Origin of the sequence: Conexibacter sp. SYSU D00693, assembly GCF_017084525.1 — a bacterium.
Lineage (GTDB): Bacteria > Actinomycetota > Thermoleophilia > Solirubrobacterales > Solirubrobacteraceae > Baekduia.
In genome coordinates this window covers 3056467-3071599 of record NZ_CP070950.1, presented here as the reverse complement: position 1 = coordinate 3071599, position 15133 = coordinate 3056467, and the positions used below count along the sequence as shown (strand labels likewise).

At 74.9% G+C, this 15133-nt stretch carries 14 protein-coding genes and 1 tRNA gene; 5 read left to right on the top strand and 10 right to left on the bottom strand.

Annotated features, from left to right (window positions below):
• The first annotated feature begins 9 nt into the window (after positions 1-9).
• Together JUB12_RS15250 and JUB12_RS15245 are read left to right on the top strand one after the other, a co-directional pair.
• Positions 10-1020 (top strand): Gfo/Idh/MocA family protein, encoded by a 1011-nt coding sequence (locus JUB12_RS15250; protein WP_241004283.1) that lies wholly within the window; start codon positions 10-12, stop codon positions 1018-1020.
• Positions 1017-2237, top strand: a complete 1221-nt coding sequence (locus JUB12_RS15245; protein ID WP_205696270.1) for a nucleotide sugar dehydrogenase — start codon at positions 1017-1019, stop codon at positions 2235-2237. The genes JUB12_RS15250 and JUB12_RS15245 overlap by 4 nt, the downstream gene beginning before the upstream one ends.
• Here JUB12_RS15245 and wecB read toward each other — a convergent pair.
• The 6 genes from wecB to JUB12_RS15215 form a co-directional block, all read right to left on the bottom strand.
• On the bottom strand, positions 2206-3279 hold the full coding sequence (gene wecB / locus JUB12_RS15240) for a non-hydrolyzing UDP-N-acetylglucosamine 2-epimerase (RefSeq protein ID WP_205696269.1): 1074 nt from the start codon (positions 3277-3279) through the stop codon (positions 2206-2208). The genes JUB12_RS15245 and wecB overlap by 32 nt on opposite strands.
• On the bottom strand, positions 3276-4073 hold the full coding sequence (locus JUB12_RS15235; RefSeq protein WP_205696268.1) for an aminotransferase class IV: 798 nt from the start codon (positions 4071-4073) through the stop codon (positions 3276-3278). Before JUB12_RS15235 ends, wecB begins: the two co-directional genes overlap by 4 nt.
• 78 nt (positions 4074-4151) lie before the next feature.
• On the bottom strand, positions 4152-5972 hold the full coding sequence (locus JUB12_RS15230) for a methyl-accepting chemotaxis protein (protein WP_205696267.1): 1821 nt from the start codon (positions 5970-5972) through the stop codon (positions 4152-4154).
• A 183-nt stretch (positions 5973-6155) separates the two neighbouring features.
• Positions 6156-7475, bottom strand: coding sequence for a hypothetical protein (locus JUB12_RS15225; RefSeq protein ID WP_205696266.1), 1320 nt, complete (start codon positions 7473-7475; stop codon positions 6156-6158).
• Positions 7453-8019 carry a hypothetical protein gene (locus JUB12_RS15220; RefSeq protein WP_205696265.1) on the bottom strand — a complete coding sequence of 189 codons (567 nt, stop codon included), beginning with the start codon at positions 8017-8019 and terminating at the stop codon, positions 7453-7455. The genes JUB12_RS15225 and JUB12_RS15220 overlap by 23 nt, the downstream gene beginning before the upstream one ends.
• A gap of 6 nt (positions 8020-8025) precedes the next feature.
• A complete protein-coding gene (locus tag JUB12_RS15215) occupies positions 8026-8565 on the bottom strand; it encodes a hypothetical protein (protein WP_205696264.1) in 540 nt (179 codons plus the stop codon).
• A 309-nt stretch (positions 8566-8874) separates the two neighbouring features.
• Here JUB12_RS15215 and JUB12_RS15210 point away from each other — a divergent pair, with 309 nt between their 5' ends.
• The 3 genes from JUB12_RS15210 to nhaA all read left to right on the top strand — a co-directional run bounded on the left by JUB12_RS15210 (position 8875) and on the right by nhaA (position 12543).
• Complete coding sequence (locus tag JUB12_RS15210) at positions 8875-9291, top strand: YciI family protein (RefSeq protein WP_205696263.1); 417 nt, start codon at positions 8875-8877, stop codon at positions 9289-9291.
• Between the two features lie 9 nt (positions 9292-9300).
• Complete coding sequence (locus JUB12_RS15205; RefSeq protein WP_241004282.1) at positions 9301-10584, top strand: RNA polymerase sigma factor; 1284 nt, start codon at positions 9301-9303, stop codon at positions 10582-10584.
• A gap of 84 nt (positions 10585-10668) precedes the next feature.
• Entirely contained in the window at positions 10669-12543 is a 1875-nt protein-coding gene (nhaA, locus tag JUB12_RS15200) for a Na+/H+ antiporter NhaA (protein ID WP_205696262.1), read from the top strand.
• A 120-nt stretch (positions 12544-12663) separates the two neighbouring features.
• Here nhaA and JUB12_RS15195 read toward each other — a convergent pair.
• From JUB12_RS15195 to tatA, 4 genes are all read right to left on the bottom strand, one after another.
• Positions 12664-12736, bottom strand: a tRNA-Lys gene (locus JUB12_RS15195).
• A gap of 163 nt (positions 12737-12899) precedes the next feature.
• Positions 12900-13634 (bottom strand): hypothetical protein, encoded by a 735-nt coding sequence (locus JUB12_RS15190; protein WP_205696261.1) that lies wholly within the window; start codon positions 13632-13634, stop codon positions 12900-12902.
• A 5-nt stretch (positions 13635-13639) separates the two neighbouring features.
• Positions 13640-14707 carry a twin-arginine translocase subunit TatC gene (tatC, locus tag JUB12_RS15185; RefSeq protein ID WP_205696260.1) on the bottom strand — a complete coding sequence of 356 codons (1068 nt, stop codon included), beginning with the start codon at positions 14705-14707 and terminating at the stop codon, positions 13640-13642.
• A 27-nt stretch (positions 14708-14734) separates the two neighbouring features.
• Positions 14735-15001 (bottom strand): twin-arginine translocase TatA/TatE family subunit, encoded by a 267-nt coding sequence (gene tatA, locus JUB12_RS22275; protein ID WP_205696259.1) that lies wholly within the window; start codon positions 14999-15001, stop codon positions 14735-14737.
• Positions 15002-15133: the final 132 nt, after the last annotated feature.

Sequence of the window (15133 nt, the reverse complement as noted above, 5' to 3'; positions counted from 1 at the left end):
ACGGCCCTCGTGACGGCCCCGGCTCGACCGAGCGGCGCGGTGCTCGGCCTCGGCATGATCGGCCGCCACCACGCCCGGATCCTGCAGTCCCACCCCGACCTGCGCTTCGCCGGCGCGGTGGACCCGACGGGCGACCGCTACGGCGCGGTCCACGACCCGTCGCGGCTGTTCGGGACGCTCGACGAGCTCCTCGAGCACGACCGCCCGGACTTCGCGGTCGTGGCCGTGCCCACCGAGGAGCACCTGCCCGCCGTGCGCGCGCTCGCCGCCGCCGGCGTCCACGTCCTCGTCGAGAAGCCGCTGGCGGCCAGCGGGGCGCAGGCGCGCGAGCTCATCGCCGTCGTGCGCGACGCCGGGCTGCGCGGCGCGGTCGGCCACGTCGAGCGCTGCAACCCCGCGCTGCTGGACCTGCGCCGCCGCCTGCGCGCGGGCCAGCTGGGCGACGTCTTCTCCATCACGACCACGCGCGTCGGCCCGTTCCCGGACCGCATCCGCGACGTCGGCGTCGTCAAGGACCTCGCGACCCACGACCTCGACATCGTGCGCTGGATCGGCGGCGCCCCGGTGCAGCGCGTCTCGGCCGAGGTCGAGCACCGCGCAGGCCGCGAGCACGAGGACCTCGTCCTCGCCGTCGGGCGCCTGACCTCCGGCACGACGTTCGCGTGCACCGTGGACTGGCTCTCGCCCGCGAAGGTCCGCCGCACCCGCGTGCTGGGCGAGCGCGGCATGCTCGTGGCCGACACGCTGGCCGCCGACCTGACGTTCCACGCCAACGGCGAGGCGTCCACGGACTGGGCGCCGATCCAGCAGTTCCGCGGCGTGAGCGAGGGCGACACGACGCACTACGCGCTCGAGCGCCGCGAGCCGCTGCTCGTCGAGCTCGAGACGTTCGCCGCCTTCGCCATGGGCGACGACGAGGCCGAGGTCGTCACCCTCGAGGAGGGCCTCGAGGCCGTCGCGGTGGCCGAGGCCGCGCTGGACAGCGCGCAGCGCGGCGAGACCGTGCAGTGCGGCCCATGAGGGCGGTCGTCGTCGCCCTCGGCAAGGTTGGGCTGCCGCTGGCGGCACGCATCGCCCTGGCCGGCCACGAGGTCCTGGGCTGCGACGTCGACCAGCGCACGGTCGACCTGGTCAACGCCGCCGAGCCCCCGTTCCCCAACGAGGCGGGGCTGGCGGAGGCGCTGGCCGAGACGGTCGGCGACGGCCGGCTGCGCGCGACGACCGACACGACGTCGGCGGTCGCCATGGCCCCGGACCTCGTCGTCCTCGTCCCGCCGCTCATGGTCGACGAGCACGCGCGGCCCGACTGGCGGGTGCTCGACGCCGTCGCGCGCGACGTGCGCGCCGGCCTGCAGCCGGGCACGACGGTCGCGCTCGAGACGACCGTCCCGGTCGGCACGACGCGCAGGCGCCTGGCGCCCGCCCTGGGCGGCCGCGACGACGTCCACGTCGTGTTCAGCCCCGAGCGCGTCTACTCGGGCCGGGTGCTGCGCGACCTCGACGCCTACCCGAAGCTCGTCGGCGGCCTGGACGCCGCGAGCGAGGCGCGCGGCATCGAGCTCTACGCCTCGTTCCTGGACGCCGAGGTGCGCGGCATGGGGTCGGCGGAGGCGGCCGAGCTCGCCAAGCTCGCCGAGACGACCTACCGCGACCTGAACATCGCCTTCGCCAACGAGCTCGCGGTCCACGCCGACGAGATCGGCGTCGACGTGGATCGCGTCATCGACGCCGCCAACTCGCAGCCCTTCAGCCACATCCACCGGCCGGGCATCGCGGTCGGTGGCCACTGCATCCCGGTCTACCCGCGCTTCTTCCTCGAGGGCGGGCCGGACATCCGCCTGCCCCGCGTGGCGCGCGAGGTCAACGAGGCGATGCCCGCCTATGCCGCCGACCTCCTGGGCGACGTCGCGGACCGTCGCGTCCTCGTGCTCGGCGTCGCCTACCGCGGGGGCGTGAAGGAGACCGCGTTCTCCGGCGCCTTCCCGCTGCGCGACGAGCTGCGCCGCCGCGGCGCCCGCGTCCTGGCGGCCGACCCGCTCTTCGCCGGCGACGAGCTCGAGGCACTGGGCTTCGAGCCGTGGGACCGCGGGCCGGTCGACGCCGTCGTCGTGCAGGCCGACCACGCCGAGTACCGCGAGCTCGACGTCCCGGGCGCGCGGGTCGTCGTCGACGGCCGCGGGGTCGTCGAGCGCGTGCCCGACGGCGTCAGCCTGCGAAGGATCGGGCGACCGAGCTGACGACGCGCGCGCCCGCGTGCCCGTCCCCGTAGAGCTCGGGACGGTCGGGCGGCGGCGTGCGCTCCAGGGCGGCGAGGGCCGCCTGGGCGTCGAGGTCGACGAGGACGTTCCAGCCCGCGTCGACGGTCTCCGTCCACTCCGTCGTGTCGCGCATCGTCACGCACGGCACGCCCGCGAGGTAGGCCTCCTTCTGCACGCCGCCCGAGTCGGTGAGCATCGCGCGGGCGCGGACCAGCAGGGCGGTGAAGGCGAGGTAGCCCAGCGGCGGCGACAGCCGGACGTGGGGGGCCTGCTCGAGCTCGCTGAGCCACCCGGCGGCGCGCAGCCGCGCGTCGGTGCGCGGGTGCAGCGGCAGGACGGCGGGCAGCGGCAGCGCGAGCAGGAGGTCGACGAGGCGGCGCAGCCGCGCCGGGTCGTCGACGTTGCCGGCGCGGTGCGCGGTGACGAGGACGTACTCGCCGGGCGTGACGCCGAGGGCCTCGAGCGGCGCGTCGTCCTCGCGGGCGCGCGGCTGGAAGAGGTGGGCGACGTCGACCATGACGTCGCCGACGACCTCGACGGCCCCGGCGACGCGCTCGGCGCGCAGGTTCTCCGCGGCGGCGGGGGCGGGGCAGAGCAGCAGGTCGCTCAGGTGGTCGGTGAGGACGCGGTTGAGCTCCTCGGGCATCCGCCGGTCGAACGAGCGCATCCCGGCCTCGACGTGCGCGACGGGGACGTGGGCCTGCGCGGCGGCCAGGCCGCCCGCCAGCGTCGAGTTCGTGTCGCCGTAGACGAGCACCGCGTCCGGGCGCTCCTCGGCCACCAGGGGGCCGAGCGCCGCCAGCATCCGCGCGGTCTGCTCGGTGTTCGACCCGCCGTGGATCGACAGCTCGCGCTCGGGCCGCGGCACGCCCAGCTCGGTGACGAAGACGGTCGAGAGCTCGTCGTCGTGGTGCTGGCCGGTGTGGACCAGCAGCTCGTCGTGCTCCTCGCGCAGCAGCCGCGAGACCGCCGCCGCCTTGACGAACTGCGGGCGGTTGCCGATGACGGTGACGACCTTCACGCGGTCGCGCCCAGCTCGGCCTCGACGTGGGCGCGGAAGGCCCGCGCCGCCTCCGTCGTCCGCGGCCCGGGCGCCGCGGGCAGCTCGGTGTCGTCGATGCGCGCCACGGCGTGGACCTCGCGCGTGGTCGAGGCGAGGAACGCCTCGCGCATCCGCGGCAGGTCGGTCGTGCGCAGCACCTCCTCGCGGACCTCGACCAGGCCGAGCAGCCGCCGGCGCGTGATGGAGTCCAGCACGTGCTCGCTGAGCGGCGGGGTGACGAGCGGCCCGCCCTCCTCGAGCACGCAGAAGAACGACGACGTCGGGCCCTCGAGGATGCGGCCGTGCGGGGTGGTCAGCAGCGCCTGGCCGGCGCCCTGCTCGGCGGCGATCCGGTTGGCGAGCATGTTGGCGGCGTAGCTCAGCGACTTGATCGCGTCCAGCAGCCGGGACGGCGCGTACTCCACGGTGGCCAGCGCCACCGTCGGCTCGTGCGCCGGCAGCGGCTCGACGAACGCGAGGCGCAGGCCGCCGCGTGTCACCACGAGGCGCAGCACGGCGTCGACGGCGCCCGCCGCGTCGAGGACCGTCGCCACGTCGCGGCGGACCGCGTCGAGGTCGACGTCCAGCCGCAGGCCGTCGGCGCTGCGGCGCATCCGCGCGAGGTGGTCCTCCAGCGCGAACGGGCGCCCGCCGTAGAGGCGCAGCGCCTCGAAGACGCCGTCGCCGCGCAGCAGGCCGTCGTCGGTGGCCGGGACCGTCGCGGCGGCGGGCTCCACCAGGCGGCCGTCGACGCTCACGTGGGTGGGCGGCACCGCCCGGAGCCTAGAGGTCGACAACGACGGCGGGCGCCCCGGAGGACGCCCGCCGTACCGGTCCTGCCGCAGCGGCGACTAGGCGACCGTGAAGCGGCCGACCAGCTCGCTGAGGCGCTCGGCGGTCCGGGCCAGCTCGCCGGCCGACGCGCTGATCTCCTGGGCCGAGGCCGAGGTCTCCTGCGTCGAGGCCGAGACCTGCTCGGTCGACGCGGAGGACTCCTCGGCGATCGCCGAGACGTCGGTCACGTCGTCGCGCATGCCGGTGGCGCTCGCCGCGACCTGCTGGATGCCCGTCGCGATCTGCGCCACGCGGGCCGTGACGTCCTCCACGGAGCTCCCGATGGCGTCGAACGCCTCGCGGGCCTGCTCCACGGTGGCCGCGCCCTCGGCCGTCCGGCCGGAGCCCGACTCGACGACCTCGATCGCGCGCCCGGTCTCCGACTGGATCTCGGCGATCAGCTCGGCGATCGACCGCGCGGCGGCCTGGGACTCCTCGGCCAGCTTGCGGACCTCCTCGGCGACGACCGCGAAGCCGCGGCCCTGCTCGCCGGCGCGCGCGGCCTCGATCGCCGCGTTGAGCGCCAGGAGGTTCGTCTGCTCGGAGATGCCGGTGATCGTGTCGACGATCGACCCGATCTGGTCGCTCTTGGCCCCGAGCTCGCGGATGGCGCCGGTGGCGCGCTCCGAGGCGTCGCGCACCGCCGTCATCGCCTCGGTGGCCTGGACGACCGCGCTGGCGCCGTCCGCCGCGATCTCGCGGGCGCGGGAGGCCGCCTCAGCGGTCTCCTGCGCCGAGCGCGCGGAGGCCTCGGTGACGGTCGAGACCTCCTCCGCGGACCGCCGCACGCCCGCGATGGTCTCGACCTGGCGCTGGGCACCGGTCGCCACGTCGCTGATGGCGTGCGCGATCTCGCCGACGGCACGGCCGGTCTGCTCCGACGTCGCGGCCATCTGCTGGCTGCCGGCGGAGACGGACTGCGCGGCGTTGGACACCTCGCCGACGAGCTCGGCGAGCTGGCGGCGCGACTCGGCGTAGGCGCCGACGGACTCACCGAGGCGTCCGATGATGGCGTTCGTCGCCTGTGCGACGTCACCGACCTCGTCGTTGCTCCAGCGCTCGATCGGCACGGTCGTGGTGCGCACCTCGTGGGTCAGGTCCCCGGCGGCGAAGGCCTGCAGGCCCGCCTCGAGGTCGGTGACGTCGTGGTCGCGCAGCGACGCCAGGCGCTCGACGACCGACGCGACGTTGCGCCGGATCGCGGCCGAGAGGAGGAACGCCACGGCGAGGCCGATGACCAGCGCGCCGGCCAGCAGCGCCACGGTGAGCTTCGTCGCCGTGGCGGCGGTCGCCTTGCCTTCGGCGTAGGCGCGGTCGCCGACCTCGTCGTTGTAGACCGCCCAGGTGTCCAGCGTCTTGCGCAGCTGGTCCATGAAGGCCGTCCGGCCCTTGGCCATCGCCTCGACGGCTGCGAGGTCCTGGCCCGCACGGCTCAGGGCGATGATCGTCGGCACGTCGGCGAGCATCCGGTCGACGTCGCCCTTCGCCCGATCCAGGAACTGGCGCTCGCGAGGGTCGCTGACCGTGTTGCGGTAGTCCGCGATGACCTTGCGCAGGCCCGCGGTCGCCTCCGCGATCTTCGCGTCGGCCTCCTTCTTGCCCTTGGGGGTGGGCGACGAGATGTGGCGGTACTCGAAGCCGCGGATCTTCTCGGCCTCGAGCGTGATGTCGTCGACCGCGGCGATGCTCGGGATGACCCGGTTGTTGGCGACCTCCGTGCCGTCCTGGATCGCGGCCATCTTGCTGATGGCGATCAGGCTGAGGACGGACATGAGGGCGAGGACCGCGCCGAAGCCGCCGAGCAGCTTGGTGCGCAGCCCGATGCGGCGATGCAGCATGGGACTCCTTCGTGAGGTGGCGAGGACGTCGTCCGTGACGTCTCGTCACGAGATCGGCCCCGCGGCCGTTCGATGGAGGAATGGCGGCGACCGCGCGCTCAACGGCGGTCTGTGTGCGTCAAGCGGTCGCAGAAGCGCTGCGCGCGTCGAGGGTGGGCGGGACCGCCCGGAGCCCGGAGGGCGTCAGACGTGCTCGAGCACCCGCTCGGGATGCGCCGCGGCCGCCGCCCGCGCACGCCGCAGCGCGCGACGCACCAGGACGACCGCGAGCAGCGTGCCGACGACGAGGAGGAGCCCGAGCCCCGCCAGGACCTGGGCGACGTGGGCCGCCGCCCAGTCCAGGAAGCGCGTCCACGCCGAGGCGCGGGCGCGCGCCTGGAAGGTCACCGAGCGCGTGGCCACGGTCCGGTCGCCGTCGCGCAGCGTGACGGTGAGGCGGCGGTCGCCCTCCGCCACCGGCGGCAGCGCCAGCCGGACGGTGAGCCGCCCCCCGGGCGCCAGCGGCGCGCCCGTCACCGGCACGCGGGCGTCGGGCCGCTCGCTGCCAGGCCGCCCGAGCGCCGCCTCGCCGGTGACGGCCGCCGGGGCGGTGCCCGCGTTGCGCAGCACGACCTCCGCCGTCACCGCCGCACCGGGCGCCACCTCGGGCACCGGCAGGGCGTCGATGCGCAGGTCCGGCGTCGGCAGGGTCCCGGGCGCGACGAGGCGCAGGCGCAGGTCGCGCGTCGTGCGCCGCGCGCCGAGGTCGACCACCACGCGCGCGGTGTACGTGCCCGCCGGCAGCACGCGCCGCACCGCCGTCGTCAGCTCGCGGCGGGCGCCCGGCAGGACGTTGCCCGTCGGGAACGTCGCGCGGGCCACGAGGCGCCCGTCGCGGTCACGGACCCGCAGGCGCGCCCGCGGCCGGCCGTGCAGGTCGCCCGTGTTGCGCACCTGCGCGGCGAAGACGAGCGAGCGGCCCGGACCCTGCGCGGCGCGCAGCGCCTCGGCGCCGCCCGCGGCGGCGCCGCCCCCGCCGTAGCGCAGCAGGAGGTTGGCCGAGAGGCGGATGCGCGACGAGACGAAGGACCGGCTCGCGGTGGCCGGACGGGCGCCGACGGCCGAGAGCAGGAGCACGCCGTAGGTGCCGCGGCCGCGCCGGGGCGCACGGCCGACCACGCGCAGGCGGACCTTGCGCTGCTGTCGGGGCGCGAGGCGGAACGTCGCCGGGCTCACCCGCGCGACGGTCCGGCCCTCGCGCACGGCGGCGGGCGTCAGCGTCCAGGTCGGCAGTCCGTCGAGTCCCTGGTCGGCGAGCAGGACGGTCGCGGTGACGGCGAGCGTCCGGCCCGTGTCGTTGCCCACCACGACGGGCGCCAGCAGCGTCCCGCGCTCGACGCGCGCGTCGATCCGGGCGGGCGTGATCCAGAACCCGCCGCCCGCGGCGTGTGCGCCGGCGGGACCGAGGAGTCCGGCGAGGACCGCCGCGCCGAAGGCTCGCCTAGAAGCCGAGCTGCGTGTCATAGGTGACCTGGATCCGGTAGTTGTTGGCGCCCGCGTTGGCGTCCCAGAACGACGTCGTCATGCGGAACCTGAAGCCGAGCGGGATGTCGGTGCACAGCAGGAGCAGCAGCACACACCCAGTGATCGAGCGGTTCGTGAGCGCGACGGCGGGCGTCGTCGAGAGGTCGGCGAAGGACGTCGACTGCGCGGTGCCGTCGAACGAGCTCAGCCGCCACTGCAGCGGGTGGTGCATGACCTTGCCGCTGGCGACGTAGGAGGTGCCGTTGTGCTCGCGCATCCGGCCGCCCGCCTGGTCGACGGAGATGCGCATCCCCCACGAGTTGCCCGCCGCGACCTGCATGACCTGCTCGGCCGAGGTCGTCGTCGTCGCGGCGTTGACCTGGCCCAGGTTGAGCGACGCGGGCGGCGGCGTGACGACGAGGCAGGAGCCGATGTTCAGCACGCAGCCCGCGGCGTGGGCGTGCGCCGGCGCGAGGAGCGCCGGCAGGGCGACGGCGGCCGCGGCGGCCGCGGCGGCCAGGATGCTCAGGGGCCGCCGCGGCACGCTCGCTCAGTAGCCCTGCGCCGCGTCGTAGGTGACCGCGATGCGGTAGTCGTTGCCGCCCGCGCTGGGATCGGCGAACGACGCGACCTGCCGGTAGGTGACGCCGACGTCGGTCCCGCTGTCCCCGGTGATCGCCTGCGAGGTGGTGACCGCCGCGGCGGTGGACGACAGGGCCGCGAAGCTCGTGCCCTGCGCCGCGCCGCCGAGGCTCGACAGCCGCCAGGTCAGCGCGTGCGTCAGCACCTTGGGCGACGAGCTGACGTAGGCCGCGCCGGTCCACTCCTTCATGCGCCCGTCGGCGAGGTCGGACGACACCTTCACGCCCCACGCCGCGTTGCTCTTGACGTTGACGGTCTGCTCGCTGGACGTGTTGCCGCCGGCGCCGACGGCCAGCGTGCCCCAGGCGTAGTCGCCCGGGAAGGTCGCCTGCAGGGTCGGCGCCACGTCCGCGGTGATCGACTGGCTGCTCGTCACCGCGTGCGCGACGGACGCGGGCCCGAGGACCAGCGTGGCGGCGAGTGCGGCGATGCCCTTCGTGGTCTGCATCTCTCCATTCCCTCCCATGGGATCGGCCTCCGCCGTCCGTGGCGGTTCAGGCCCTGGATCGGGTGGTGACCGGGCGGTCAACAGGGGCGCGTGGACGCTCGGACAGATGGTCGAGGTCCTTGCGCGGCAGCTGTCGCGGAAGGCGGCCATCTGCAGGCGTTCCTGCGCTGGTCGTCGCGGTTGGAGGACACGCGACGCGAGCGTCTACGCGCCAACCACGCGGTCGCGTCGATGGAGGACCACCGCGTTCGTCGCCGTGGTGAGGGAGGCTCCACCCGGGAGCCTCCGCACCAGACCGAGGAGCCGGCCATGCGGTTCATGCTGTTCATCAAGATCGACCCCGCGACCTACGAGCGCGCGCCCGAGCCGTCGCTCGAGGACGTCCAGGCGATGCAGGCCTACAACGAGCAGCTCACGAAGGCCGGCGTCCTGCTGGCGCTCGACGGGCTGCAGGGGCCCTCGCAGGGCGCGCGCGTCGAGCTGCGCGGCGGCGAGAAGGTCGTGACGGACGGCCCGTTCGCCGAGGCCGTGGAGGTCGTCGGCGGCTACTGGATCCTCCAGACCCGCACGAAGGAGGAGGCCGTCGAGTGGGCGCGGCGCTGCCCGCTGGGCGAGGGCGATGCGCTGGAGCTGCGCCAGGTCTTCGAGGTCGCGGAGCTCTCCGACGAGCTCCAGGCGGCGGCGAAGCTCTCCGACGAGCCGCCGCTCCAGACCGTCGACGCCTGAGCCGCCGCCGTGGGCCCGCCGCGATCCGCCACCGCCGCTGACGACGCCCGCCGCGCCGTCGACGCCGTGTGGCGGATCGAGTCGGCGCGGGTCATCGCCGGCCTCGCGCGCATGGTCCGCGACGTCGGCCTGGCCGAGGACCTGGCGCACGACGCGCTCGTCGTCGCCCTCGAGCGCTGGCCGCGCGACGGCGTGCCGGACAACCCCGGGGCGTGGCTCATGGCCACGGCCAAGCACCGCGCGATCGACGTCCTGCGCCGGGGCAAGCGCCTCGAGGACAAGCACGCCGAGCTCGCACACGGGCTCGGGCTGCAGCTCGCCATGGAACGCGACGAGTTCGACGCGGTCGTCGAGGACCGCGTCGACGACGACGTCCTGTCGCTCGTGCTGTGCTGCTGTCACCCGCTGCTGTCGATGGAGGCGCGCGTGGCGTTGACGCTGCGGCTCGTGGGCGGTCTGTCGACCGAGGAGGTCGCCCGGGCGTTCCTGGTCCCGGAGGCGACGGTCGCGCAGCGGATCGTCCGGGCCAAGAAGACGCTGCGCGACGCCGAGGTCCCCTTCGAGGTGCCGGGCAAGGACGAGCTGCCCGAGCGCCTGGCCGGCGTGCTGGGCGTGCTCTACCTCGTGTTCAACGAGGGCTACGCCGCGACCGTCGGCGAGGACTGGATGCGCCTGGACCTGGTGCAGGAGGCGCTGCGCCTCGGGCGCCTCCTGGCCGGCGTGGCGCCCGGCGAGCCGGAGGTCCACGGGCTCGTCGCGCTCATGGAGCTCCAGGCCTCGCGCTCGCGGGCTCGGGTGGGGCCCGACGGCGCGCCGGTCCTCCTGCTCGACCAGGACCGCTCGCGCTGGGACCGCCTGCTCATCACCCGCGGCCTCGCGGCGCTCGAGACGGCGCGCGGGCTCGGCAAGCCCCTCGGGCCGTATGCGCTGCAGGCGGCGATCGCCGCCTGCCACGCCGAGGCGACGACGGCCGAGGCGACGAACTGGCCGCGCATCGCCGCGCTCTACGGCGCGCTGGTCCAGGTCGCCCCGTCGCCGGTCGTCGAGCTCAACCGTGCGGTGGCGGTCGGCATGGCGCTCGGGCCGGCCGCCGGTCTCCAGGTCCTCGACGCGATCGCCGACGACCCCGCGCTGCGCGAGTACCACCTGCTGCCGAGCGTGCGCGGCGACCTGCTCGAGAGGCTCGGCCGCGCCGACGAGGCGCGGGCGGCGTTCGAGCGCGCGGCGTCGCTGACGCGCAACGCGCGGGAGCGGGAGCTCTTGCTCGCCCGCGCGGCGGCCACCGCGGCCTGAGCGGCGGGGTGCGCTACCGTCCGGCGCGGTGTGCCGGGAAGCCTGGTCGGCGAGCGTCGACCACCCCTGCCCAGGAGCCGCCCCGTGCACACCATCCACCCCGCCGGCCTGACGCGTTGGGCCCGTGAGCGCCAGCGCCCGGTCCAGCGGTTCCTCGCCACCGAGGCAGGCAGCGCGGGCGTCCTGCTCGCCGCCACCGTCCTCGCGCTCGTCTGGGCCAACTCGCCGGCGTCGGACAGCTACGTCGACCTCTGGCACACCGAGCTGTCCTTCGCGCTCGGCGGCTACGAGCTGCGCCACGACCTGCACTGGTGGGTCAACGACGGGCTCATGGTCTTCTTCTTCTTCCTCGTGGGCATGGAGGTGCGCCGCGAGCTCTCGCTGGGCGAGCTGACCGAGCGCGACAAGGCGTTGATCCCGGCGCTGGCGGCGCTGGGCGGGATGCTCGTCCCGGCCGGCCTCTACCTCGCCGTCAACGCCGGCGGCCCGGGGGCCGACGGCTGGGGGATCGTGATGGCGACGGACATCGCCTTCGTCATCGGCCTGCTCGCGCTCGTCGGGCCCACCGCGCCGAGCTCGCTGCGGGTGTTCCTCCTGACGCTGGCGATCGTCGACGACATCGGCGCGATCGTCGTCATCGCCGTCTTCTACTCGTCGGGCGTCGAGCTCGCGTGGCTCGTGGCGGCGGTGGCGATCGCGCCGCTGGTGCTGGTCGTCAACCGGGTCGGCTCGTGGCGCGGCCCGGCGTACGTCGTGGTCGGCGTCGCCCTGTGGATCGCGATGGTCGAGTCCGGCATCCACCCGACCCTCGCCGGCGTCGTCGTCGGGGTCCTCGTCGACGTGCACCCGCCGCGCCGTGCCGACGTCGAGCTCGCGGCCCGGCTCACGCGGCTGTTCCGCCTGGACCCGTCGCCGCAGCTGGCGCGGATGACGCGCCGCGGCGTGGTCGACGCCGTCTCGGCCAACGAGCGCCTCCAGGACCTGTGGCACCCGTGGTCGAGCTTCGTCGTCGTGCCCCTCTTCGCGCTGGCCAACGCCGGGATCGCGATCGACGGCGAGATGCTCGAGGCGGCGGCCGGCTCGGCGATCACGTGGGGCATCGTCGTCGGCCTGGTCGCCGGCAAGCTGCTCGGCGTGGTGGCCAGCACGACGCTCGCGGTCCGGGCCGGGATCGGGCCGCTGCCCGAGGGCGTCCGGCGCAGCCAGCTGCTGGGCGGCGGCGCGCTCGCGGGCATCGGCTTCACCGTCTCGCTCTTCGTCGCCGAGCTCGCCTTCGAGGACGAGGCGCTGCGCGACGAGGCGAAGGTCGGCGTCCTGGTCGCCTCGGTCCTCGCCGCGGTGCTGGCCACCGTCGTCTTCCGGCTCAGCAGCCGCGGGGAGGCGCCGGCCGAGACCGGCCCGCCGCGCCTGGCCCACCTGGTGCGCCCGGAGCTCGACCACGTCCGCGGGCCCGCCGACGCCCCGCTCGAGCTCCTCGAGTACGGCGACTACGAGTGCCCCTACTGCGGGCGCAGCGCGGAGGTCGTCGACGAGCTGCGCGCGCGCCTGGGCGACCGGCTGCGCTTCGTCTGGCGCCACCTCCCGCTCGAGGACGTCCACCCGGGCGCCCGGCTGGCCGCGGAGTCCGCCGAGGCCGCCGGCGCCCAGGGCCGGTTCTGGGAGATGCACGACCGCCTCCTGCGCGACGACGAGCCGGTCGACCTCAGCCGCATGGTCGACCACGCCCAGGCGCTGGGCCTCGACCTCGACCGCTTCGTCGACGACGTCCAGGAGCACGTCGCCTCCGGGCGCATCGCCCTCAACGTGCGTGGCGCAGAGGACAGCCGCGCGGAGGGGACGCCGACGTTCTACATCAACGGCGTGCGCCACGACGGCGACTGGGACGCGGACACGCTGCAGGCGGCGCTGGAGGGGTCGGGCGCGCACAGGGGTTCAGCGCCGACCAGGGACGGCCGGTGACCCTGGACTTGACCGCCTCTGCGGCGGTCAACCCCAGGCTCGCGGCGGAGCCGCCCCCGCGTGCGGCGCGACCGGCCCGAGAACGCGGAAGGCCCGGCGTGTGCCGGGCCTCCAGGGCGATGCCCCCGCTAGGAATCGAACCTAGAACCTTCGGATTAAGAGTCCGCTGCTCTGCCAGTTGAGCTACAGGGGCGGGACGGGGCAGTGTAGCCACTCGCTGTGGCTGACGGCCCGCTCGGGAGCATCCCGACCGACGCGCCGTGGGAGGATCGCGTGAGGGCGGTGGCCGCCCGCGAGCTCCCGCCCCGACGACCAGACCGCCGCGCGAACCAGGCCGCGGCCGGGACGACCGAGGCTCAGGAGCCGGGTGCCAGGAGCGCGTCGGCGCCCGTGCGGGTTTGGACGCCGGCCTCCTCCTGGGCCTTCTGGACCTGCTGCTGCTGGGCGAGCTGCTTGGCGGAGTCGAGCTGGCCCTTGATGAGCTCGCGGTCGGCCTTGTCGGCGAGGTCGAGGGCGCGGTCGCCGACGAGCTCGGCCTTGCGGTTCTGGCCCGCGGACCAGGCGAGGGTGGCGAGCTGGGTGAGGAGCTGCGGGGTCGGCTCCTTCTTGGAGTCGACGACGATCTCCATGGAGGCGACGGCCTTCGGCATGTCCTCGAGGGCGCTGTAGGCCTGGACCATGAGGTTCGCGACGTTCGAGTCCGGGTCCTCCTTGGCCAGGGCGACGTGGCGCTCCCAGGCCTGGACGGCGGTGCGCAGCTCGTCGCGGCCGTCGTCGGTGAAGGTGCCGGTGGCCTGGTCGAAGTTCTCGCCGAGGCCCGCCTCCTGGTAGCGCAGGCGCGCGAGCTCGGCCCAGACGGCGGCGTTGCGCGGATCGGTGTCGGCGCGCTTCTCGGTGCGCTCGAGGCGCTCCTCGAAGGCCTTGTCGCCCTGGCCCTGCTGCTGGTCCTCGCGGAAGGCGTCGAAGAGGCCGCCCTGGACGTCGCCACCGATGCCGAACAGCACGAGGCCGCCGCCCATGAGCAGCGCCAGGCCCGAGTAGACCACCTTCACCGTGCGGCGCCGGCCGCGCCCGCGGAGATCGAACAGCATGGGCGTCAGGCTAGCGAGTCGTTGCGCTCGTCAACGTCAGCAGGATGGTCGTCCCACTCGTCGTCGTCGAAGCTCCACCGGCCGCCGCCGCCGTCCTTGGGCTCGAAGATCCGCGCGAGCTGCACGCTGAGCTCGAAGAGCAGGACGAGCGGCGCGAGGGCGAGCAGCATCGTCACCGGATCGGGCGTCGGGGTGCCGACCGCGGCGACGACCGCCAGCGCGAGCAGCACGTACCCGCGGTTCTTGCGCAGCGTCGCCGTGGACACGACACCGAGCCGCGTGACCGCCAGGACGCCCACCGGGATCTGGAACAGCAGGCCGATGACGGCGAGGAAGACGACCGAGAAGCGGAAGTAGTCCCGTGCCTGGACGAGGATGTCGAAGTCGTCGTCGTTGAAGTTCTGCAGGAACTCCACGGCTCTGGGCAGGGCCACGAAGTAGCCGAAGGCGACGCCCCCCATGAACAGCACGGGCACGAGCAGCATCAGCGGCAGCGCGACCTTGCGCTCGTCGGGCGTGAACGCCGGCAGCACGAACGCGTAGGCCTGGAAGAGCAGGATCGGCAGGCAGAGCAGCAGCGCCGCGTAGCCCGCGACCGTGAACGTCGTGACGAACGGCTCGGCCACGCCGAGCGTGACGGGCTGGCGTTCGCGGTTCTGCGGCACCGCCGCCGCGGCCTTGCGGGCCGCGTCGGCCGCCCGCCGCGCGTCGCGCGCGGCCTGCGTGAGCAGCGTCTGCGTGGCCGCCGGCAGCCCCTCGGCCTCGCGCAGCGCCTGCAGCGACCGGTCGAGGCTGCGCAGCGCCCGGTCGACCCCGCCGAAGGCCTCGCCGGTGCGCAGCTGGTAGCGCGCGTTCTGCTCGAGGGGGTCGTTGGACTTCGTGTCGCCGTCGAGGTTCTGGGTCTGCTCGAGCGGCTTGCCGACGATGTCCAGGACGCGGTCGTTCTGCCAGTAGGTCAGCGCGAAGCACGCCAGGAAGGCGAGCACGCAGGTGATGAGCCGCGAGCGGAGCTCGTCGAGGTGCTCGACGAGGCTCAGGCGGTCGTCGTGACCGACCGGGCCTAGGGTGGGCATCGGCGTCCGGCGGCGAGGGCCGCCGGGCTAGGCGTCGCGGCGGACGGGCTCGTCCTCGCGCACCGGCTCCGCGGTGGCCGAGGAGGCGGTGGTGGTGCTGCCGGAGGCCGGGGACTCGAGCCGTGGCGCGTCCGGGTCGTCGTCGTCGCCCGACTTGCCGGTGATCGAGTCCTTGAACTCGCGCATGCCCGAGCCGAGCTGGCGCCCGAGCTGCGGCAGCCGCTTCGGGCCGAACACGACCAGGACGATGACGAGCACGATCGCGAGCTCGAGGGGGCCGATGCCGCCGGGCATGGCCCGAACGCTAGCGCGTGGGGCCAGTCGGCCAGCCGTCCAGCCCATACGGACCTCACACCAAGCCGACCTCAAGGCACCCGCGGGGGCGGCCGACAACCGGGGTGCAGCCGCCCTCGGCCCCTCGCCCTC